Genomic DNA, 22,123 nt, shown 5'->3' on the forward strand with positions numbered 1-22,123 from the left:
GCCATAGCGCCCCGGGCTGGATAAACGTAAGACTGCGTCGGGGCGTCAGGCCCCGCCGCAGGCGGCGTCGGTCAGTCGGGCGATGCTTTCATCGCGCCCGAGAACCAGCATCATGTCGAACACGCTCGGTGTTGCGCTGCGACCAGCAAGCGCGGCCCGGATCGGACCCGCCAGCTTGCCGAATTTCATGCCGTGGGTTTCGGCGAATTGGGTTGCGAGGGTTTCGATACCGTCGCGCGTCCAGTTAGCATTTTGCAACTGCGGCGTCAATTCGTTCAGTATACCACGGGATACACCGTCAAGCTGCGCTGCCGCCTTCTCCTCTGGGACGATGGGCCGCTCAGAAAGTATAAATTCCGCCTTATCAAGCAGTTCCGGAAATGTCTTCGCGCGCTCTTTCAGGCAGTACATACCCCGTTCCATGAGGGTCACCTTTGCGTCAGACAGCGGCGTCTGACCGGTCACGGCCAAGAATCCCTGCAATTCATGCAGCAGTGCAGCATCATCCATCGCCGCGATATGCTGCCCGCAGAGATTTTCCAGCTTCTTGAAATCGAGCCGCGCAGGCGATTTGCCGATACCGGTGATGTCGAACCAGTCCTGCGCCTGCGCGTCGGTAAAGAACTCGTCATCACCATGGCTCCAGCCAAGTCGTGCAAGGTAATTACGCATGCCCGCCGCCGGATAGCCCATCTTGTGATACTCCTCGACGCCTAGAGCACCGTGACGTTTCGACAACTTCTTGCCGTCGGGCCCGTGGATCAAGGGGATATGGGCGTAAGCAGGAAGGGGCCAGCCCATGGCCTGATAGATCAGCATCTGGCGCGCCGCGTTGTTGAGGTGATCGTCGCCCCGGATGACATGGGTTACCCCCATGTCGTGATCGTCTACCGCAACTGCCAACATGTAGACCGGTGTGCCATCGCCGCGTAACAGCACCATGTCGTCCAACTGGTCGTTGCGGATGGTGATGTCGCCCTGCACAACGTCACGGATCACCGTCACGCCCTCGCGCGGGGCCCTGATGCGGATCACATAGGCACTGTCATCTGGGTGCTGCTCAGGTGTGGCGTCGCGCCACGGGCTGCGAAAGAGCGTGGAGCGGCCCTCGGCGCGGGCGGTATCGCGGAACGTCTCGATCTCGTCCTGCGTGGAAAAGCATTTATAGGCATGGCCCTCGGCCAGCAATTGATGCGCCACCTCGCGGTGCCGCTCGGCGCGGGCGAACTGGCTCACCGCCTCGTCGTCATGGTCAAGCCCCAGCCAGGCCAGCCCGTCGAGAATCGCCTGCGTGGCCTCGGGGGTCGACCGGGCCCGGTCCGTATCCTCGATCCGCAACAGGAATTTGCCGCCCCGGCCGCGCGCATAAAGCCAGTTGAACAGCGCCGTGCGCGCCCCGCCGATATGCAGGAAGCCGGTGGGCGATGGGGCGAAACGAGTCACGACTGGGGTAGCCATAGGGCGGATTAACCTTTCGGTAACGATGCAAGGGCTAGGATTTGACACTGTCTATCGGTCCGCCGGGAGGGACACAAGTGGCGCGCGTCTGGCATCTGATCGAACACGGATGGCTGTCGCAGCGCGGCGCGCTGTTCCCTTGGGTGCCGGTCTGGCTCGGCTGCGGCGTGGGGTTTTACTTTGCGCTGCGGGTGGAACCGTCTGCGCTGCTTCTCTGGGCCTGCGGTGCGGGTGCCGTGATGCTCGGGTTGCTGTCCCTGCGTGGACGAGAATGGGCCGGGCCGCTCCTGCTTCTTTGTGCGCTTGTGCTGGCAGGCGTTGCCGTCGCAGGTGCGCGCGCGCATCTGGTGGCGGGGCCGGTTCTGGGGTGGCGCTATTATGGCCCTGTCGAGGGGCGCATCGTTGCCATCGACCGCTCGGCCTCGGACGCGCTGCGCCTGACTCTCGATCACGTTGTGCTAGATCGGATGGACCCGGCCAGGGTGCCTGACCGCGTGCGCGTTTCGCTGCACGGTGACCAGGGTTTCGTCACGCCGCGACCGGGGTTGCGGGTGATGCTGACCGGCCATCTCAGCCCGCCCTCCGGCCCGGTGGAGCCGGGCGGGTTCGACTTTCGCCGCCATGCGTGGTTTCTCGGGATCGGTGCCGTGGGCTACACGCGCACGCCGGTCCTGACCGTGGCCGAGGCCCAGGGCGCGCAGGCGCTCTTCAAGGCGCGCATGGCGCTTTCGACCCATGTCCAGGCGCGGTTGCCGGGGCAGGTCGGGGCCTTTGCTGCCGCGATCATGACCGGCGACCGTGCGGGCCTGTCGCAAGATACGTTGCAGGCGATGCGCATTTCCAATCTCGCGCATCTGCTGGCCATATCCGGGCTGCATATGGGGCTTCTGGCGGGGTTCGTCTTTGCGGCCTGCCGCCTTGGCCTTGCCGCGCTTCCGGGCCTCGGGTTGCGCTGGCCGATCAAGAAGATCGCGGCGGGTGTCGCGATCCTCGCAGGTGCCGGCTATCTCGGTCTCTCGGGCGGCAATGTCGCGACCGAGCGTGCCTTTGTCATGGTGGCTGTGATGCTGGTCGCGGTGATGCTCGACCGGCGTGCGCTCAGCCTGCGGGCGGTGGCGGTGGCGGCGGTGATCGTGCTCTGCCTGCAACCCGAGGCGTTGCTTGGCCCGGGTTTCCAGATGTCCTTTGCCGCCACGGTGGCGCTGGTCGCGGTGTTCGGCTGGCTGCGCGATGCACGGGTGCCGCTTGGGCCGCGCTGGTTGCGCCCCGCGCTCGCCGTGGTGATCTCGTCGGCGGTGGCCGGGGCGGCGACGGCCCCGGTGGCGGCGGCGCATTTCAACCAGATCGCGCAATATGGATTGCTTGCGAACCTGATGAGCGTGCCACTGATGGGCGTTCTGGTGATGCCCGCTGCGGTGGTCGCGGCGCTGCTCTTGCCGCTCGGTCTCGACTGGGTGCCTCTCTGGGCGATGGGGCAGGGGTTGGAGTGGATTCTCGGCGTGGCGACGCGTGTCTCCTCCTGGGAGGGCGCGCGCGGTCTTGTCGTGACGCCAGGGCCTATGGTGCTGCCGCTCGTCGCCTTGGGCGCGCTCTTTCTCGTGCTCTGGCAGGGGCGGGCGCGGCTGGCCGGGCTGGTGCCGGTGGTTTTCGGGTTCTGGCTTTGGTCCGGGGCGGAGCGGCCGACGGTTCTGGTGTCGGATAACGGCGGGCTGGTGGGTGTGCTCACGCCCGAGGGCCGCGCTCTCAACAAGCCGCGCGGCGGCGGGTTCGTGGCGCTAAACTGGCTGGAGAATGACGGCGATGCCGCCACGCAGGAGGCCGCGCACGCACGTTGGCCGGGAGATATGCCCCTGGAGCAGTCGCTACGCGTCGTCACCGGGGCGCGGGCTGCGCGTGATATCACCGACTGCGGCACCGCCTCACTCGTTGTATTCACCGCCGAGCCCGAAACCCTGACCCGGGATATCGGCTGCCGCACGATCACTCCAACGTCCTTGTTTGAAACCGGATCGCTTGCCATTTACGACGAGCCCGCAGATCTGCTTATCGTCACCGCAAGATCCGTGACCGGCACTCGGCTCTGGTCCGGTCAATAGCTGCGGATCAGCCCGACAAGCCGACCCTGAACCCGGACCTGATCGTCTGGCAGGATGCGGGTCTCGTAGGCCGCGTTCGCGGCTTCCAGCGCGATGGCGTTGCCCTTGCGGAAAAACCGTTTGAGTGTCGCCTCTTCCTCGGCGATCAGCGCCACCACGATATCGCCGTTATCGGCTGTTGCGGTCTCGCGGATGATGACCACGTCGCCATCATTGATCCCGGCCTCGATCATCGAGTCGCCCTTGACTTCTAGCGCGTAATGCTCGCCTTTGCCCGAGATCATGCCGCTCGGCACGCCGACATGGCCGCTGGTATGGGCGATCGCCTCGATCGGGACACCGGCGGCGATGCGGCCCATCAGCGGCACATCGATCGCGCCTGCCGCCACCGGCTGCGCATTGGCGGGCTGCGGGGCCGACGGGCGATCCCCCTCGATCACTCGCGGGGTAAATCGGTGCGTCGCCTCGCCGCCGAGGCTCTCAGGCAGCTTGACGATTTCCAGTGCCCGCGCGCGATGCGCCAGCCGCCGGATAAAGCCACGTTCCTCAAGCGCCGTGATCAGGCGGTGAATGCCGGATTTGGAGCGAAGGTCGAGCGCCTCTTTCATTTCGTCGAAACTGGGCGGTACGCCATCACGCTGAACGCGCTTGTGGATGAATTTGAGCAGATCGAGCTGTTTCTTGGTAAGCATACGCCGACACTCCGCAGGGACACAGGTATTTTGTTCTACTCATGTTCCCGTTTTGTGTCAAGCGCGGCGCGTCAGGCGCGACGGCGGCGTGTTCGGCGTGGGGGGGCAACATCGTCGCCGGTGCCATCGGCCGCCGAGGAGAACGCGCCGATCGCATCGGTGATCTGGTCAAGCGTCGGGCGCGGCCCCTTGGGGCGCTCTTCCAGTGCCGCGCGCATCTTGGAAAGGTGCTCGGGCATGGTGCCGCAGCAACCGCCGATGATCGTGGCACCCGCGTCGCGCGCCAGCACCGCGTAGTCCGCCATCAGATCGGGCGTGCCGTCGTAATGGATGTGGCCGTCGTGATATTTCGGGATCCCGGCATTGCCCTTTGCGATGATCGGCCGTTCCGAGCCCTGCGCGACAAAGCCGAGCACGGTGCGCAAAAGGTCCGAGGCACCAACGCCGCAATTGGCGCCATAGGCCAGCGGGGGATTGCCCAGCTTCTCCACCATCGTCGCCATGTCGGCGGAGGTCAGGCCCATCATCGTGCGGCCCGCCGTGTCGAAACTCATGGTGCCGCACCACGGCATGTCGGCGAGCTTGAACGCCTCGGCGGCGGCCTTGTATTCTTCTTGCGCGGAAATTGTCTCCAGCCAGAGCACGTCGGCCCCGCCTTCCTTGAGCCCCTCGGCTTGCTCGTGAAAGATCTCGACGGCCAGTTCGTGCGTGAGCGCGCCCATCGGGGCCATGATCTCACCGGTCGGGCCGACCGAGCCTGCCACGATCACCGGTCGGTCGTAACGGTCCGCCACCTCGCGGCCGATCTCGGCGGAGATGCGCGACAGTTCGCGCGCGCGCTTTTGTGCGCCGTGCAGTTTGAGCCGCGCCGCGTTGCCACCAAAGGAATTGGTCAGAAACAGGTCGCTGCCCGCGTCCACCGCCTCGCGGTAGAGCCGTTCGATGCGATCGGGGTGCTCTTCGTTCCACATCTCGGGGGCGTCGCCGGATTGCAGCCCCATGTTGAACAGGTTTGTGCCCGTGGCCCCGTCGGCCAGGATCCAGTCGCGTGTGGCCATGAGTTTGGTGAGGGCGTTGGTCATGTTTGTATCCCACGTTTATGACCGCACAGACCTCGCACCGAACGGGTGCGCTGCGCAAACTCATAATTTTCATGTAAATGGTGAGGCGCGTTTGATTGTTATCCCGCTGGCCCCATGAACCCATGAGAAAGGCACGCATCGCAGCGGATGCCTCCCTTCATGTTGGTTCGGTCCGGTCAGGTTTCCTTGACCAACTGACCTTTGGCGATCTTGAGAAGCTCGCCCATCTTGGCGCGGATCGTGTCGGTATCTGCGATATCGCCCAGATCGCCCGCGACTTTGCGCACCACATCCTCGTGGCCGGCCTCCTCGAAATCGGCCTTCACAACTTCGCGGGCATAGGTTTCGGCATCCTCGCCGGTCTTGCCCATTAGCTCGGCGGCCCAGAGACCCAGGAGCTTGTTGCGCCGGGCCACGGCACGGAACGCCATTTCCTCGTCATGGGCGAATTTGTTCTCGAATGCGCTTTCGCGGTCGTCAAAGGTGGTCATGGGCCGGTCCCCTTGCATGCGTTGCCGTTTCACCTGATATGCAATCTGGCGGGCAAAAGGGCAAGGGGCCAACGCCATCTTGCGACGTGTTGGCCCATGCACTATGAGAGCGCATCGGCATGGGGGGACTCACGCCCCCAACCCTCAGCGACGGAGTTATCATGGCGCGGCGCAAGAAAATCTACGAAGGCAAGGCCAAGACGCTTTACGAAGGGCCGGAACCGGGCACCATCATCCAGTATTTCAAGGATGACGCCACCGCCTTCAATGCCGAGAAGAAGGCCACGATCGACGGTAAGGGTGTGCTCAACAACATGCTCTCGGAATATTTCATGACCGGGCTGAACAACGTGGGCGTGCCCACGCATTTCATCAAGCGCATCAACATGCGCGAGCAGCTGGTGCGCGCCTGCGAGATCATCCCGCTGGAGGTGATCGTGCGCAACTATGCCGCCGGGTCGATGGCCAAGCGGCTTGGCATCGAGGAGGGCACGCAATTGCCGCGCCCGATCGTGGAATACTGCCTCAAGGATGACAAGCTGGGCGACCCGCTGGTGACCGAGGAACATATCGCCGCCTTCGGCTGGGCCAGCCAGCAGGACATGGACGATATCCTCAGCCTCGCGCTGCGGGTCAATGATTTCATGGCCGGTGTGATGTTCGGAGTGGGCATTCGGCTGGTCGATTTCAAGATCGAGGTGGGCCGCGTCTATGATGGCGATTTCCAGCGCCTGATCGTGGCCGACGAGATCAGCCCCGACAGCTGCCGCCTGTGGGATATCGAGACCGGGCAAAAGCTCGACAAGGACGTGTTCCGCCGCGATCTGGGCTCGCTCACCGATGCCTATACCGAGGTCGCCACCCGTCTGGGCGTGATGCCCAAGTCGAGCGCGCCCGTCACCCGCCCGACGCTGATCAACTGAAAGGGACCTCACTGATGAAGGCACGCGTGCACGTCATGCTCAAATCCGGCGTTCTCGACCCGCAGGGCGAGGCGGTGCGCCACGCACTCGGATCGCTCGGGTTCGAGGGGGTCGAAGGGGTGCGGCAGGGTAAGGTTATCGAGATCGACCTCGCGGAGGCAGATGCGACCAAGGCTGAGGCGGTCGTCACCGAGATGTGCGAGAAGCTGCTGGCGAATACCGTGATCGAGAGCTACTCGGTGGAGTTGGGCTGATGCATGCCGCCGTCATCGTCTTTCCCGGCTCCAACTGTGACCGCGACCTTGCCGTGGCGTTCGAGCGTGCGGGTGCGCGCGTTTCGATGGTCTGGCACAAGGACACGTCGATGCCTGAAGGCGTCGATATCGTCGGTGTGCCGGGCGGATTTTCCTACGGCGATTACCTGCGCTGCGGGGCGATCGCCGCCAATTCGCCGATTTGCCGCGCGGTCGTGGCGCATGCTGACAAGGGCGGCTATGTGCTTGGTGTGTGCAACGGCTTTCAGATACTGACCGAGACAGGCATCCTGCCCGGTGCGCTGTTGCGCAATGCGGGGCTGAAATATGTCTGCAAACCGGTCGACCTTCGTGTCACCACCGATCAGAGCGTCTTTACCCAAGGGTACAAGGCGGGCAGTACCATCACCGTGCCCATTGCCCACCATGACGGCAATTATTTCGCGGATGAGGCGACGCTCGACCGGCTTCAGGCAGAGGATCGCGTCGCTTTCACTTATGTCCAAAACCCCAACGGCTCGGCCCGCGACATCGCCGGGGTCCTGTCGGAAAATCGCCGCGTGCTCGGCATGATGCCGCATCCCGAACGTATGGCCGAGCCGCTGCATGGCGGAAGCGACGGGGCGGCGATGTTCGCGGGGCTTGTGCGACAGCTTGCCGACGCCTGAACCGCGGCGCTTGAGGGCAGGGGCCTCTCGGCCTAAGCTTCTCATATGAGCAATCTGCCAACCAAACCCAATGTGCCACGTGCGCGGGCCATATCGTGGCGCGCGCGGCTTGTGCTTCTGGGGTTGTTCCTGATCGCGGTGATCGTGGTTTTTACCACCAATCGCCTGCTCACCGATCGCTTTACCGAGAACACCCGGAATCGGGCTGAACTGCGTCTCGTCCTCTATTCCGGCAACCTTCTTTCGGAACTTCGGCAGAACGCAATCGTGCCGCAGCTTCTGGCGCGCGATCCGGCGCTCATTTCGGCCCTTAATACGCAGGATTACGCGCAATCGACACAGCGCCTGATCTCTTTTCTCGAAGAGATCGGTGCCGCCTCGCTCACGCTGCTCGACAAGGACGGCCGCGCGGTGGCCGCGACCGAGCGCAACCGGCTGGGCGAGAACCACAAGCAGGCCGCCTATTACGTCGATGCGCTGCGCTCGCGCGATACGGTTTTCAAGGTGCTGCAGGATGAGGCCGGGCAATACAACTTTACCTATTCGCGCCGGATTGAGACCCAGAACGGTGTGCTCGGCGTGATCGTCGTCGAGGTCGATCTGCGCAAATATGAACGGGCCTGGGCGGGGATCTCGGACGCGGTGATGGTCACCGATTCCGAAGGCCGGATCATCCTTGCGACCGAACCGCGATGGCGTGGGCTGACCGAAGCGGAGGCGCTCACGCGCGAGCCGGCGAACAGCGCCATCCAGCGCGCCATTCAGGCCACCTCGGACTGGACCGCGCTTCCGGCTGATGCCTATGTGCGCGGCGAGGCAGTGATGCGCGTCGAGGGGCGGGTGGCGTTTCGCGGCTGGCGCATCGCCAGTTTCACCACCTACGCCACGGTGCGCGACAAGGTGAATGGGTATCTTGCGCTCGAAATTATGGGATTCGCGATTCTGCTCGCGCTCGCCTTTTACTTTCTCAACCGCAAGGCGGCGCGGCGGGTTGCGCTCTTTCAGCGCGAGTCAGCGGAGCTTCGCGCATTGAACGCTCGGTTGCAGCGGGAAATCGCCGAACGCCAGAGGGTGCAGGAGAACCTCGCCCAAGCCGAACAGACGCTGCAGCAAAGTTCCAAGCTTGCCGTGCTGGGCGAGATGTCGGCTGCGGTGAGCCATGAGCTCAACCAGCCGCTTGCGGCAATGAAAACCTATCTCGCGGGGGCGCGTATGCTGCTGACCCGCAATCGCCCCGACGAGGCGCTGACCTCGTTCCAGCGGATCGACGATCTGATCGAGCGGATGGGCGCGATCACCAAGCAGCTCAAATCCTACGCCCGCCAGTCGGGCGACACGTTTTCACCTGTAAACATGGGCGATGCGGTGGCCTCGGCACTTGCCATGATGGAGCCGCAACTGCGACAGCGCAAGATCACCATCACCCGCACCCTGCCGGATCAGCCGGTGATGATCATGGGCGACCGGGTGCGCGTGGAACAGGTGATCATCAACCTGTTGCGCAACGCTATCGATGCAACCGAGACGGTGCCCGATGCCGGCATCGACATTCTGCTCGCGGCGGGCGAGACGGCGGTGCTGACGGTGCGCGACAACGGCCACGGCATCGGCGACTTCAAAAACCTGTTCGAGCCCTTCTACACCACCAAGCAACCCGGCGACGGGGTCGGGCTGGGGCTTGCCATTTCCTCGGGGATCGTGAACGACCTTGGCGGGCGTCTGGTGGCGCGCAATGCGCCGGACGGGGGGGCTGTATTCGAGGTCCAGCTTCCCATATTACCCGAAGAGACCCGAGCAGCGGAGTGAATGACATGCCGGCAGCCATGAAGATCGCCATTGTCGATGATGAAAAGGATATGCGCCAGTCGATCAGCCAGTGGCTGGCGCTGTCGGGCTATGACACCGAGGCGTTTCCCTCGGCCGAAGAGGCGCTCAAGGCGCTCGGCCCCGATTATCCGGGCATCGTGGTGACGGATATCAAGATGCCCGGCATGGACGGGATGCAGTTCCTGAAAAAACTGATGGGCTCGGACAGCTCATTGCCGGTGATCATGATCACCGGGCATGGTGACGTGCCAATGGCGGTCGAGGCGATGCGCATCGGGGCGTTTGATTTTCTGGAAAAGCCGTTCAACCCCGACCGCATGACGCAGCTGGCGAAAAAGGCCACCAATGCGCGGCGCATGGTGCTGGATGCGCGCGCGCTGCGCCGCGACCTGTCGGATGGCGGCCAGCTGATGAAGAAGCTCATCGGCACCTCCGGCGCGATGGAGAGGCTGCGCGAGGATATCCTCGATCTGGGCCAGGCCGATGGTCATGTGCTGATCGAGGGTGAGACCGGCACCGGCAAGACGCTGGTGGCGCATGCGCTGCATGCCGTGGGCGCGCGCGCGGGCAAGAAATTCGTCTCGGTTTCCTGCGCCGCCCTTGGCGAAGAGGCGCTGTCCGCGCGGCTCTTCGGCCCGGTTCAGCCCGAGGATCCGCACCTGCCTGCGGTCGAGGAAGCGCGCGGCGGTACGCTCGTGCTCGAGGATGTCGAGGCGCTGTCCGATGCCGCGCAGGCGCGGCTTCTGACCTTCGTCAACGACGAGGGCACCCCGCCCGAAACCCGCATCATCGCGATCTCCAACATGCAGGACGAGGGCCGCACCTGCGAGGACGCGCTGCGCTCGGATCTGTTTTACCGGTTGGCCAGCCTGCGCATCACCGTGCCGCCACTGCGCCAGCGCGGCGAGGATATCCTGACGCTGTTCACCTCGTTCTCGGACCAGTTCGCCGAGGATTACGGCTGCGACGCACCGCAGATCTCGGCGCAGGAGGCGACGCAGCTATTGCAGGCGCCATGGCCGGGCAATGTCCGCCAGCTCTTTAACGTGGCCGAACGCGCGGTGCTGCAATCGCGGCGCGGTTCGGGCACGCTGACCTCGCTGCTGATGTCGGATCATGACGAAATGCAGCCGGTGATGACCACTGAGGGCAAGCCGCTAAAGGAATATGTCGAGGCGTTCGAGCGGATGCTTATCGACAACACCATGCGCCGTCACAAGGGTTCCATCGCGGCGGTGATGGAGGAACTCTGCCTGCCGCGCCGCACCCTCAACGAGAAGATGGCCAAGTACAACCTGCAACGCTCGGATTATCTCTGAGTCCCGGCTGCGGTCTGCGCCCTAACCCTGCCGCTCGTCAAACGGAATTTTCAAAGAATTCCGTTCCTGAAAACTCTGGGTTTTCCTGTCCGTTTTCTTCCGAAGAAAACGGCGGTGCACTGAAAACGGACGGTCTCCCCTGGGCTGAAAATAACTGCGGATTTCTGACCGCGCAGGGCTCATGACCTGCCACCGCGCATTTTCTCCATTGTAATCCCCGCCACCAACGCTTTAGTGTGACAATGCGGCGACGGGCGAGGATTTCCACGCCCGGCCTCGAGAAATTCGCTGTTACAGCCCCCTGTCGGAACGACAAATCCGTGAGGGCCGGACAGACCGATTGGGCCCCGGACCGGGGCCGCATACACGCCTGATACCCCGACAAGGTGCCTCAGGCCTTGAATTGGCCCGTGAGGGCCGGAGAAGAAGAACCGCGATGAAGCGCGCGAGACTTGACAGCGTCATACAGGCAGGGAGCACATGCATCCCGCCCATACGCACGCCCGCCATCGCCCCTATCAGACATCAGCCGCAACGCGCCGCCCCCCCGGGGGTGTGCGCTGCGCCGCGATGCACATGGAAAACATGGCCAAGAAAATGCTCATTGATGCCACCCACGCGGAGGAAACCCGCGTCGTGGTGGTCGACGGAAACAAGGTCGAAGAATTCGATTTCGAATCCGAGAACAAGCGCCAGCTTGCTGGCAACATCTATCTCGCAAAGGTAACCCGGGTAGAGCCGTCGCTTCAGGCGGCGTTCATTGATTACGGCGGCAACCGGCACGGCTTTCTCGCCTTCTCGGAAATCCACCCTGATTACTATCAGATTCCGGTCGCCGACCGCGAGGCGCTGATGGCCGAGGAAGAGGCGCTCGCGCAGGCCCAGCAGGAGGAAGAGGAAAAGCCAAAGCGCACCTCTCGCTCCCGCTCACGCTCGAAATCCAAACCGGAAAAGACCTCGTCGGATGACGCCGTGACTACCGGCGATATCTCCGGCATGGAAACCATCGACCTCGCCGAGGACGAGGAGGAAGGCACGTCGCCGATGGAGCGCGTGGCCGAGACCCCGGTCGAGGAACCCGCCGACGACAGCGCCGCCGTGCAGGGTGCCGAAAACACCACGCCGGAGGGTGACGAGCAAGAGACCGACACCCGCGATCACGCCAGCCACGATGACAGCATCGAATCCGTCGCCGATGAGGATGATAGCGAGGATCTGCGCCCGGTCCGCAAGCCGCGCGCGCGGCGCTACAAGATCCAAGAGGTGATCAAGGTCCGCCAGATCATGCTCGTGCAGGTCGTCAAGGAAGAGCGCGGCAACAAGGGCGCAGCGCTGACCACCTATCTCAGCCTTGCCGGGCGTTACTGCGTGCTGATGCCCAACACCGCGCGCGGCGGTGGCATCTCCCGCAAGATCACGCTTGCTGCCGACCGCAAGAAGCTAAAGGAAATCGCCACCGAGATCGACGTGCCCAAGGGCGCGGGGCTGATCATTCGCACGGCGGGGGCCAAGCGCACCAAGGCCGAGATCAAGCGCGATTACGAATATCTGCAACGCTTGTGGGAGCAGATCCGCGAGTTGACGCTGAAATCCATCGCGCCCGCCAAGATCTACGAGGAAGGCAACCTGATCAAGCGCTCGATTCGTGATCTCTATAATCGCGAGATCGACGAGGTTCTGGTCGAGGGTGAGATGGGCTACCGGATCGCCAAGGACTTCATGAAGATGATCATGCCGTCCCACGCGAAGAACGTGAAACACTATGTCGATCAGCAGCCGCTGTTCGCGCGCCACCAGGTCGAAAGCTACCTCAGCGGTATGTTCAACCCCACGGTGCAGCTCAAATCCGGCGGCTATATCGTGATCGGTGTGACCGAGGCGCTTGTCGCCATCGACGTCAACTCTGGCCGGGCCACGAAAGAAGGCTCGATCGAGGAAACCGCGCTCAAGACCAATCTCGAGGCGGCTGACGAGGTCGCGCGTCAATTGCGCCTGCGCGACCTTGCCGGGCTGATCGTGATCGACTTCATCGACATGGACGAGCGACGCAACAACGCCTCAGTTGAAAAGCGGATGAAGGACCGGCTCAAAACCGACCGCGCCCGCATTCAGGTGGGGCGCATCTCGGGCTTTGGGCTGATGGAAATGTCGCGCCAGCGTCTACGCCCCGGCATGATCGAGGCAACCACGCAGCCATGCCCGACCTGCCACGGCACCGGACTCATTCGCTCGGATGACAACCTTGCGCTGTCGATCCTGCGTCAGGTCGAGGAAGAGGGGGTGCGCCGTCGCTCGCGCGAGGTGCTGCTGAAATGCCCGGTGGGCATCGCCAACTACCTGATGAACCAGAAACGCGACCATGTGGCCCAGATCGAGGCGCGTTACGGCCTTTCTGTCCGGATCGAGGGGGAACCGACGCTTGTCAGCCCCGATTTCACGATGGAGAAGTTCAAGACGGCGACGCGTACCGTGCCCGAGCCAGACGCCGCGCAATTCGTCTCTGCCGGGGCGGCGCTGATGGTCGAAATCGACGAGACCGAGGAAGACGTGATCGCCGACGAGGTCGAAACCACCCCCGAGGCCAATGGCGACGAGGGCGACAAGCCCAAGAAAAAGCGCCGCCGCTCGCGCAGCCGCAGCCGTCGCAAGCCCAAGAACGGGAGCAACGGCCAGTCCGATAATGGCCAGACCGATAACGGCCAGTCGGACAGCACCCAGAGTGAGAACGCCGAGGCGCAGCCGCAAGACGATGCGCGCAGCGATCAGGCCGAGACCGCTCAGCCCGCCGTGGCAGAGGCAGTCAACGCACCGTCGCAGACCGAACACTCCGAACTTGCGGCCGAGGCTCCCGAGCCAAAGCCCAAACCGAAAAGCTCCAGCCGCTCGCGCAAGAAGACCCCGGTCAAAATCGAAGGCGAGGCCGAGACCCCGGCAGAGGCAGAGGCCCAGAGCGGTGCGTCACTGGCCGAAAAACCCAAGCCTAAACCGCGCTCGCGCACCGTCTCGCGCAAGAAAGAGACCGAGGAGACCCCGGTCGTGGAAGAGGCCGCCGGTGCGGCAGGCCCCATCCCCGAGCCGGAACCGGCACAACCGGCACCCGCGCCAGTTGCTGAGGCAGAGGTCCAGTCGCAACCGGAGCCGACCCCCGCGCCGGTTGCGGAAGAGCCCGCCAAGGCCCCTGAGCCCGAGCCGAAAACCGAAACCGTCACCGAAGACCCGGCGCCTGCCAAGCCCAAGCGGCGCGGCTGGTGGTCGCTCGGCTAATCAGCGGGACATTCCTAGAAAAGCCGCGCCCCGTTTCACGGGCGCGGCTTTTGCATGTCGCGGCCTTAGACCGCCTTGCGGATGAGATAGGTCTGCACCCCGGCCTCGTCGCTGGACGAGATCAGTTCATGGCCGGATTCGGCACAGAAATGCGGTACGTCGATCACTGCCGCCGGATCATCGGCATGCAAGGCGATCACCTCACCAAGGGCCAATGATTTCAAGCGCTTGCGCAGCTTGAGAACGGGCAGTGGGCACAAGAGGCCACAGGCGTCGAGCGTGTCATTCGGGGTCATGCCCGATCAGATAGCGGGCTTGTTACAGCCTGTCCACAAGGATGTGACCCTTTGCTGCGTGACGCGGCGGGGTGGACGGGTTATGTGTGATCCCATGTTCGGAATCGAAATCATAGACGCCGCTTTGCTGCCGGCCATGCTCGTGGCCTTAGTTGCTGGAACCATATCATTTTTGAGCCCCTGTGTGTTGCCCATCGTGCCACCATACCTCGCCTATATCAGCGGTGTCAGCCTCAATGACCTGACCGAGAGCGGCATCCACCGCGCCCGCGCCGTGGTGCCCGCGCTGTTCTTCGTGCTGGGGCTGTCGACGGTGTTTTTGTTTCTGGGCTTCACCGCGTCAGCCATCGGCACGGTGTTTCTGCAATATCAAGGCTATTTCAACACGGTAGCGGGCATACTTGTGATGGTCTTCGGGGCGCATTTCGTCGGTGTTTACCGCTTCAAGTTCCTCGACCGCGAGGCGCGGCTTGATGCGGGCGACCGGGGTGGGTCGTCCTTTGGGGCCTACATCCTTGGCCTCGCCTTTGCGTTTGGCTGGACGCCTTGCATCGGCCCGCAACTGGGCGCGATCCTGTCGCTTGCCGCCTCCGAGGCGAATGTTGCGCGGGGCACCTCATTGCTGGCGGTCTATGCCATCGGGCTGGGTGTTCCCTTCATTCTGGTGGCGGCATTCCTGCCGCGTCTTCAAGGCCTTATGGGGTGGATGAAGCGCCACATGGAGCAGATCGAGCGGGTCATGGGCCTGCTGTTGTGGACGATCGGTCTGCTGATGCTGACCGGCGGTTTCTCGGCGTTTTCGTTCTGGCTTCTGGAGGTGTTTCCGGCCCTAGCCGTGCTTGGATAACGCCTTACGCTCGCCCGAATTTCGCGCTAGGCTCTGGCCGTCAAGAGGTTGGTCATGAGCAGCAACGCCCCCGTTCACGCCCCTGTGCGCCGCAGGCGCGTGTTTTATATCCCCGGCTATGATCCGATTCCGCCGCGCCGCTACCGCGAGCTTTATCGCAAGGAAAGCGCTGTGCAGGCGGATATTTCTGATTATGAAATCAATATCTTGCCGAGCGAAGCTAAAGCGAGATTCGGTTGGGGCGTGCAGGGCCGGATAGGTAGGGCCGAGGTGGATGCCCAAATCGAGGTGCTGGTCTGGTCCGATATCGTCAAGCACAGCATGGATCAGGGCATTCTGGCAACCTATGCACAACTGATCCGCACCGCCGCCACCTATATCGGTACCGGTGCGCTGTTTCGGTTGATGCGTCTGCGCAAGGGCCCCGTGATTGCAGCGCTTTACCCGGTGGGCTTTCTACTGGCGCAACTGGGTTTGGCGCTGCTGGCGGCGTGGATACTGGGGCAAGGTCTTTCCCTGCTACATCCGCTGGCGGGTTGGGGAGGTTTGGTCGTGGTGCCGCTCATCCTGGAATGGTTTCGACGCATGGATGGCCGGTTCTTCGCCTATTACCTCATGCATGACTACGCCTACTCGGCGCGGCATCTGGGGGCCAATCCGCCGGAATTGGAGGCGCGGATGGCCGAGTTCACATCCGAAATTGCAATTTCTTTACAAGAAGATAGCGATGAGGTCCTGATCGTCGGGCATTCCTCGGGCGCGCATCTGGGCGTGTCAATCCTTGCCGATCTGATCCGCGCCGGGGACGTGCCCAAACATGGCCCCGCGCTCTCGTTTCTCAGTCTCGGGCAGGTGGTGCCGATGGTGTCTTTCCTGCCGCGCGCGCACCGGTTGCGCGCCGATCTGGCCTATCTGAGCACGCGCGAGGAGCTTTTCTGGCTTGACGTGACCGCGCCGGGCGATGGCTGCGCATTTGCGCTGTGTGATCCGGTGAGCGTAAGCGGTGTGGCCCCTGAGGGTAAACGCTGGCCGCTGGTGATCTCGGCGGCATTTACGCAAAGCTTAAGTGCCGAGCGGTGGCGCGCCCTGCGCTGGCGGTTTTTCCGGCTGCATTTTCAGTATCTTTGCGCCTTCGACCGGCCCAAGGATTACGACTATTTCCAGATCACTGCCGGGCCGCAAACCTTGGCACAACGCTTTACCGGGCGCCCCCCCTCCAAGAGCCGGATCGAGCGGGCGACCTCGGGTTATACGAGCCTTGCGCCATGACGCCGCCCAAGCCGCCTGCGCGGCCGGATCGTGTCTCTTTGTGGCGCTACATGCGGCTGTTTCGGGCCGATATCCTGTCGGCACAGCCTGCGCGGCTCTACCGCGCGTGGATGGCCGAGTTTCGCACGCCGTTCTTTCGCTCTTATCTGTGCAATCAGCCCGAACTGGTCGATCTGGTGTTGCGCGCGCGGCCAGGTGATTTCCCGAAATCCGCGCGCGTGTCCGAAGGATTACGGCCGCTTCTGGGGCAATCGGTGTTCGTCACCAACGGCGAGACGTGGAAGCGGCAGCGACGGATCATCGACCCCGCCTTCGAGGGCGGTCGGCTGCGCGATACCTTTGCGGCGATGGTCAGGGCCGGGCAGGGTGCTGTGGCACGGCTTGGGCCCCTGGCCGATGGCACACCGCGTGATATCGAGCCGCAGACGAGCCATGCCGCCGCCGATGTGATCTTTCGCACGCTGTTCTCGATCCCGATCGAGAACGCGACCGCGAGCGCGGTGTTCGAGCAGTTCAAGGCGCATCAGCGCACGCAGCCGGTGCTGAACCTCGCGGCCTTTGTCCCGCTGCCGCGCTGGTTTCCGCGCTTTCACCGCAGGGAAACGCGAGAGACCGCCCGCACCATCCGCGCGCTGATCACGCAGTTGACGGCGCAGCGCATGGGGGAGATCGAAGCCGGGACCGCGCCCGACGATCTGGCCACCAAGATCATGACCACCGCCGACCCGCAGACCGGCGCGCGGTTCGACACGCGGGAAATGGTCGATCAGGTGGCGATCTTCTTTCTTGCGGGCCATGAGACGAGTGCGTCTGCGCTGGCCTGGGCGTTGTATCTGCTGGCGCTCTACCCCGAGTGGCAGGACAGGCTTGCCGAGGAGGCCGAGGCGGTGTTCGGCAGCCGTGTGCCCGAGTTCGCCGACATGTCGCGCCTGCGCGTGGCGCGGGATGTATTTCGCGAGACGCTCCGCCTTTATCCGCCCGTGCCGATGATGGTGCGCGAGAGCACATGCCCCGAGCGCTTTCGCAATCGTGACGTCAAACCCGGTGCACAGGTGGTGATCAGCCCGTGGCACCTGCACCGGCATGAACGGCTGTGGGACGACCCCGACGGCTTTGATCCTGCGCGCTATGGCACCGAGAATGGCAAGACCTGCCTGCGCAACGCCTATATCCCGTTCTCCGCCGGGCAGCGGGTCTGCACCGGGGCGGGGTTCGCGATGATCGAGGGGCCGCTCTTGCTCGCGATGCTGCTCCGGGCCTACCGCTTTGGTGCGGTGCCGGAGCGCCCCGCGATGCCGGTGGCGCATCTGACAGTGCGCGGGCGCGATGGGATCTGGCTGTCGATTTCGCCGCGCTGACCCCTTTGCAAGCCCGGCCAAAGCCCCTATGTATGGGGTGTTCCCGGCAACGGGGACTATGGACATAAACGCGCTCGTAATAAGCGGATCGGACCCGGGGGCGGTACCCGGCGGCTCCACCAAACATCCTTCATTTGGGGATCATGGGGCCGAAACAGGATCGACGAACGTCTAAAGGGGTTATGCTTTGTCCCGGTGAGGTACCACCGTTATCGGTCCGAAACGTACAGTTGCAAATGACAACCGTGCTCCGGTCGCCGTTGCTGCGTAAGCAGTAACAAGACCGAAACTTAAGTCCTTGCCTCTAGCCAGGTAAGGCGGGGTTCGCAGGCACCTGGCAACAGAAGCCTGCACTTCCCTTTTTTGAAAGACACTGTGCCGCGCGTCATGGAACTATGACTTGCGCAAGTCGTGCGCGCGGGAGACAAACCCGCATGACCGGGCCACCCCTCTCCGACATCATCCGCAGCTTTCTGCGCATTGGCCTTTTGTCCTTTGGCGGGCCGGCAGCGCAGATCTCGATGATGCATGCGGAACTGGTCGAGCGGCGTGGCTGGCTGGAAGAGCGGCAATTTCTGGGCGCGCTGTCGCTCTGCATGCTGTTGCCGGGGCCGGAGGCGATGCAGTTGGCCACTTATGCGGGTTGGCGGCTCCGGGGGGTGCCGGGGGGGCTGATTGCGGGGCTGTTGTTCGTGGTGCCGGGTGCACTGGTGATCCTGGCGCTTGGCCTTGGCTATGCGCTTTATGGCGGGGTGCCTCTGGTGCAGGCGTTGTTTGTCGGGGTTAAGGCGGCCGTGGTGGCGATCGTTTTGCAGGCGCTGTTGAACCTCGCGCGCAAGGCGCTGACCGACCGGGCAAGCTGGGTGCTGGCCGGGCTCGCCTTTGTGGCGATGTTCGTGCTGTCGGTGCCCTTTCCCGTCATCATCGCGCTGGCGGCGCTCTGGGGCTATCTGAGCGCGCGCGGTGAGGCCGAGACCGCGCTGCCCGCCGTCGTGCCCCTGCGCGGCACGCTGGTCACCGTCGCCATCTGGGGTGCGCTCTGGGCTGCGCCGGTGCTGGTGGCGTGGGCGGCTGGGGCCGATTTTCTTACCGATCTTGCACTGTTCTTCGGCAAGCTGGCTGTGGTGACCTTTGGCGGGGCCTATGCGGTGCTGGCCTATATGACCGAGACGGTGGTGGTGACCAAGGGCTGGCTGAGCACGGCGCAGATGATCGACGCGCTCGGGCTGGCCGAGACGACACCGGGGCCGCTGATTCTGGTGACCGAGTTTGTAAGCCTTCTGGCGGGCTATGCGCAGGGCGGGGTGGGGATGGCCGTCCTTGCCGCCGTGTTGACCCTGTGGGTCACCTTTACCCCTTGCTTTTTATGGATATTCACCGGTGCGCCATATATCGCGCACATCCTGGCGCGGCCCCGGCTCAAGGGGGCGTTGGCCGGTATTTCGGCGGCCGTGGTGGGGGTGATCCTCAATCTTTCGGTCTGGTTCGCGTTGCATGTGCTCTTTGGCCGGGTGCGCGATTCGGGATTCGGCCCGGTGCCGGACTGGCAGACATTCAGCCCGCTCAGCCTTGTTTTTGTGCTGTTGGCCGCGGCCCTGTTGCTGTGGGTGCGGCTGTCGATGGTCTGGGTTCTTGTGTGGCTTGCGGCGCTCGCGGGGGCGTGGCATCTATTGATCTAACGTGCGTATTGCGGGTCTTTTGTTTTGTCCCGAATCCCCTATGCTGAATGCCGGAACTCACCCGAGGTAAAGAATGTCGCGCTCGATCGATTACGGAAACCTGATGCATCGCGCCATGCGTGGCCTCATTCAGGAGGTTCTGACCGACGTGCAGATGAACGGGCTGCCCGGCGCGCATCACTTTTTCATCACCTTTGACACCACCCACCCCAAGGCGGAACTCGCCGATTGGTTGCGCGACCGCTACCCGTCCGAGATGACCGTGGTCATGCAGCATTGGTATGACGGGCTCGAGGTGACGGATGACGGGTTTAGTGTCACGCTGAATTTCGGCGATGCGCCGGAGCGGCTTTATGTGCCCTATGATGCGATCCAGACCTTTGTCGACCCGTCGGTGGAATTCGGCCTGCGCTTCGAGACGCAGGAGGTCGGGGGCGAGGGCGACGAGGAGGATACCGACGATCTGGAGGCCGAGGATGACACGCCCACCGAGGCGGATGTGGTCAGCCTCGACAGCTTTCGCAAATAGGGCTGGGTGCGCGTCGCAAGCATCGGTATTCCATTGTATACAGTATTGATCTTTTGCCCGGCTTCGCTATGAACGGGGCAAACCGTCAAGGAGATTCCGCAATGACCGCCACCCGCACCGAATCCGACAGTTTCGGACCTCTTGAAGTGCCCGCCGACAAGTATTGGGGCGCGCAGACGCAGCGCTCGATCATGAATTTCCCGATCGGCTGGGAGAAACAGCCGGTGGCCATCGTGCGCGCCCTCGGCGTGATCAAGCAGGCCTGCGCGCAGGCCAACAAAGCCTCTGGTAAGCTCGACTCGCGGCTGGCGGATGCGATCATTCAGGCGGCGGGCGAGGTGATCGAGGGCAAGTTCGACGACAATTTCCCTCTGGTGGTCTGGCAGACGGGGTCGGGCACGCAGTCCAACATGAATTCCAACGAGGTGATCGCCAACCGCGCCATCGAGATCCTCGGTGGTGAGATCGGCTCCAAGGATCCGGTGCATCCAAACGATCATTGCAACATGGGGCAGTCGTCAAACGACACCTTCCCAACGGCCATGCATATCGCCACCGCGATGAGCGTGCGCGATGTGCTGCTGCCCGGACTGGACAAGCTGGCGGCGGGGCTGGAGGCGAAGGCCGCCGAGTTCAAGGACATCATCAAGATCGGTCGCACCCACACGCAGGACGCCACGCCGCTGACGCTGGGGCAGGAGTTCTCGGGCTACGCACATCAGGTGCGGCAGGGGATCGCGCGGGTCCAGGCCTGCATGCCCGGCATTTACGAGTTGGCACAGGGCGGCACCGCCGTGGGCACCGGGCTCAACACCGCGCATGGCTGGGGCGAGACGGTCGCCGCCAACATGGCCGAGATCACCGGTCTGCCGTTTGTCACCGCGCCCAACAAGTTCGAGGCGCTCGCCGCGCATGACGCGATGGTGTTCCTGTCGGGGGCTTTGGCCACGGTGGCCGGCTCCTGCTACAAGATCGCCAACGATATCCGCTTTCTGGGCAGCGGGCCGCGCTCCGGCCTCGGCGAATTGATCCTGCCGGAAAACGAGCCGGGCAGCAGCATCATGCCCGGCAAGGTCAACCCGACGCAGGCCGAGGCGCTGACACAGGTGGCAGCCCATGTCATGGGCAACGATGCGGCGATCAAGTTCGCAGGCTCCCAAGGGCATTTTGAGCTCAATGTCTACAATCCGATGATGGCCTATAACCTGTTGCAATCCATCCAGCTTTTGGGGGATGCCAGCGACAGCTTTACCGAGCGGATGCTGATGGGCACCCGCGCCAATGAGGAGCGCATCGAAAAGCTGATGCGGGAGTCGCTGATGCTGGTGACGGCGCTTGCGCCCACCATCGGTTATGACAATGCCACCAAGGTCGCCAAGACCGCGCACAAGAACGGCACCACGCTGAAGGAAGAGGCGATCGCGCTCGGCTTCGTAGATGCGGAGACGTTTGACCGCGTGGTGCGCCCCGAAGACATGATCGGCCCGAAATGAGCGACGCGCCGGTCAATCTGAACCGGGTGCGCAAGCAAAAGGCGCGGGCTGAGAACAAGGCCCGCGCCGACGAGAATTCGGCGCGGTTTGGACGCACCAAGGCGCAGAAGACCCTTGAAGAGACGCAGGCCGAAAAGGAGCGCCGCATCCTCGACCTGCATCGCCGCGAGGATGACTGATGCGAGGTTCATCTTGCGATAAATATCCCGGGGGATTCGCCGCTTGCGGCGATGGGGGCAGCGCCCCCTTGCACGGCCAGCCATGAGTGCGCGCCCCGTCAAGCATTCGCTGACGCTGCGCGGCCATCGCACCAGCGTCTCGCTGGAGGAAGAATTCTGGCGCGCGTTTCGCGAGATTGCCGCCGAGGAGGGCATCGCGCTGAACGCGCTTGCGGCCCGGATCGACGCGGAGCGCGGCATCGAGACGGGTCTTGCCTCGGCGATCCGGGTGCATGTTCTGCGCCACTATCGCGCGAAACACTCCGGTTGATCTTTGCCTCGAACGCGCGAATTCGAATCGTTTTCAATTTTCAGCCCCTTCCGATGTGTCGCTTTTCACACCCAATCCTCCGCTGACTG

At 63.4% G+C, this 22,123-nt stretch carries 20 protein-coding genes and 1 other RNA gene; 16 read left to right on the forward strand and 5 right to left on the reverse strand.

Going from position 1 to position 22,123, the window contains the following annotated elements; all coding sequences use genetic code 11:
- Window positions 1–45: 45 nt before the first annotated feature.
- Window positions 46–1,458, reverse strand: coding sequence for a glutamate--tRNA ligase (gene gltX, locus BHD06_RS09320; RefSeq protein ID WP_080456733.1), 1,413 nt, complete (start codon window positions 1,456–1,458; stop codon window positions 46–48).
- 77 nt (window positions 1,459–1,535) lie between these two features.
- On the opposite strand from gltX, the gene BHD06_RS09325 reads away from it, so the two are divergent.
- Window positions 1,536–3,554 (forward strand): ComEC/Rec2 family competence protein, encoded by a 2,019-nt coding sequence (locus tag BHD06_RS09325; protein ID WP_080456734.1) that lies wholly within the window; start codon window positions 1,536–1,538, stop codon window positions 3,552–3,554.
- Here BHD06_RS09325 and lexA read toward each other — a convergent pair.
- From lexA to BHD06_RS09340, 3 genes are all read right to left on the reverse strand, one after another.
- Window positions 3,548–4,246 (reverse strand): transcriptional repressor LexA, encoded by a 699-nt coding sequence (lexA, locus tag BHD06_RS09330; protein WP_080456735.1) that lies wholly within the window; start codon window positions 4,244–4,246, stop codon window positions 3,548–3,550. The two genes, BHD06_RS09325 and lexA, sit on opposite strands and share 7 nt — an antisense overlap.
- A 71-nt stretch (window positions 4,247–4,317) precedes the next feature.
- The gene (gene bmt, locus BHD06_RS09335) at window positions 4,318–5,328 is read right to left on the reverse strand and encodes a betaine--homocysteine S-methyltransferase (protein WP_080456736.1); all 1,011 of its coding nucleotides are present in this window, start codon (window positions 5,326–5,328) and stop codon (window positions 4,318–4,320) included.
- A gap of 176 nt (window positions 5,329–5,504) precedes the next feature.
- The gene (locus BHD06_RS09340) at window positions 5,505–5,819 is read right to left on the reverse strand and encodes a DUF1476 domain-containing protein (protein ID WP_080456737.1); all 315 of its coding nucleotides are present in this window, start codon (window positions 5,817–5,819) and stop codon (window positions 5,505–5,507) included.
- 161 nt (window positions 5,820–5,980) lie between these two features.
- Here BHD06_RS09340 and purC point away from each other — a divergent pair, with 161 nt between their 5' ends.
- From purC to BHD06_RS09370, 6 genes are all read left to right on the forward strand, one after another.
- Window positions 5,981–6,742, forward strand: coding sequence for a phosphoribosylaminoimidazolesuccinocarboxamide synthase (gene purC / locus BHD06_RS09345; protein ID WP_080456872.1), 762 nt, complete (start codon window positions 5,981–5,983; stop codon window positions 6,740–6,742).
- A gap of 14 nt (window positions 6,743–6,756) precedes the next feature.
- Entirely contained in the window at window positions 6,757–6,996 is a 240-nt protein-coding gene (gene purS, locus BHD06_RS09350; protein WP_080456738.1) for a phosphoribosylformylglycinamidine synthase subunit PurS, read from the forward strand.
- On the forward strand, window positions 6,996–7,664 hold the full coding sequence (gene purQ, locus BHD06_RS09355; protein WP_080456739.1) for a phosphoribosylformylglycinamidine synthase subunit PurQ: 669 nt from the start codon (window positions 6,996–6,998) through the stop codon (window positions 7,662–7,664). The genes purS and purQ overlap by 1 nt, the downstream gene beginning before the upstream one ends.
- A 45-nt stretch (window positions 7,665–7,709) precedes the next feature.
- On the forward strand, window positions 7,710–9,470 hold the full coding sequence (locus tag BHD06_RS09360) for an ATP-binding protein (protein WP_080456740.1): 1,761 nt from the start codon (window positions 7,710–7,712) through the stop codon (window positions 9,468–9,470).
- Window positions 9,471–9,475: 5 nt separating this feature from the next.
- Window positions 9,476–10,810 carry a sigma-54 dependent transcriptional regulator gene (locus BHD06_RS09365; RefSeq protein WP_176214322.1) on the forward strand — a complete coding sequence of 445 codons (1,335 nt, stop codon included), beginning with the start codon at window positions 9,476–9,478 and terminating at the stop codon, window positions 10,808–10,810.
- 585 nt (window positions 10,811–11,395) lie between these two features.
- Window positions 11,396–14,074 (forward strand): ribonuclease E/G, encoded by a 2,679-nt coding sequence (locus BHD06_RS09370; RefSeq protein WP_080456873.1) that lies wholly within the window; start codon window positions 11,396–11,398, stop codon window positions 14,072–14,074.
- Between the two features lie 65 nt (window positions 14,075–14,139).
- Here the strand turns inward: BHD06_RS09370 and BHD06_RS09375 are convergent, their stop codons facing one another.
- Entirely contained in the window at window positions 14,140–14,370 is a 231-nt protein-coding gene (locus BHD06_RS09375; RefSeq protein ID WP_080456742.1) for a sulfurtransferase TusA family protein, read from the reverse strand.
- A 94-nt stretch (window positions 14,371–14,464) separates the two neighbouring features.
- Here BHD06_RS09375 and BHD06_RS09380 point away from each other — a divergent pair, with 94 nt between their 5' ends.
- The 9 genes from BHD06_RS09380 to BHD06_RS09420 all read left to right on the forward strand — a co-directional run bounded on the left by BHD06_RS09380 (window position 14,465) and on the right by BHD06_RS09420 (window position 22,034).
- The gene (locus BHD06_RS09380) at window positions 14,465–15,217 is read left to right on the forward strand and encodes a cytochrome c biogenesis CcdA family protein (protein WP_080456743.1); all 753 of its coding nucleotides are present in this window, start codon (window positions 14,465–14,467) and stop codon (window positions 15,215–15,217) included.
- Window positions 15,218–15,271: 54 nt separating this feature from the next.
- On the forward strand, window positions 15,272–16,486 hold the full coding sequence (locus BHD06_RS09385; protein WP_080456744.1) for a hypothetical protein: 1,215 nt from the start codon (window positions 15,272–15,274) through the stop codon (window positions 16,484–16,486).
- Window positions 16,483–17,844, forward strand: a complete 1,362-nt coding sequence (locus BHD06_RS09390; protein WP_080456745.1) for a cytochrome P450 — start codon at window positions 16,483–16,485, stop codon at window positions 17,842–17,844. The genes BHD06_RS09385 and BHD06_RS09390 overlap by 4 nt, the downstream gene beginning before the upstream one ends.
- Window positions 17,845–18,199: a transfer-messenger RNA gene (gene ssrA, locus BHD06_RS09395) on the forward strand.
- A gap of 79 nt (window positions 18,200–18,278) precedes the next feature.
- A complete protein-coding gene (gene chrA, locus BHD06_RS09400) occupies window positions 18,279–19,523 on the forward strand; it encodes a chromate efflux transporter (RefSeq protein ID WP_080456746.1) in 1,245 nt (414 codons plus the stop codon).
- 73 nt (window positions 19,524–19,596) lie between these two features.
- Window positions 19,597–20,052 (forward strand): SspB family protein, encoded by a 456-nt coding sequence (locus tag BHD06_RS09405; protein WP_080456747.1) that lies wholly within the window; start codon window positions 19,597–19,599, stop codon window positions 20,050–20,052.
- A 101-nt stretch (window positions 20,053–20,153) separates the two neighbouring features.
- Window positions 20,154–21,545, forward strand: a complete 1,392-nt coding sequence (gene fumC, locus BHD06_RS09410; protein WP_080456748.1) for a class II fumarate hydratase — start codon at window positions 20,154–20,156, stop codon at window positions 21,543–21,545.
- The gene (locus tag BHD06_RS09415) at window positions 21,542–21,724 is read left to right on the forward strand and encodes a DUF4169 family protein (protein ID WP_080456749.1); all 183 of its coding nucleotides are present in this window, start codon (window positions 21,542–21,544) and stop codon (window positions 21,722–21,724) included. Before fumC ends, BHD06_RS09415 begins: the two co-directional genes overlap by 4 nt.
- 82 nt (window positions 21,725–21,806) lie before the next feature.
- Window positions 21,807–22,034, forward strand: a complete 228-nt coding sequence (locus tag BHD06_RS09420) for a ribbon-helix-helix domain-containing protein (protein WP_080456750.1) — start codon at window positions 21,807–21,809, stop codon at window positions 22,032–22,034.
- The last annotated feature ends 89 nt before the right edge of the window (window positions 22,035–22,123 follow it).

It is taken from the genome of Roseovarius sp. A-2 (genome assembly GCF_002072155.1).
In the GTDB taxonomy this organism is placed as follows: Bacteria; Pseudomonadota; Alphaproteobacteria; order Rhodobacterales; family Rhodobacteraceae; genus Roseovarius.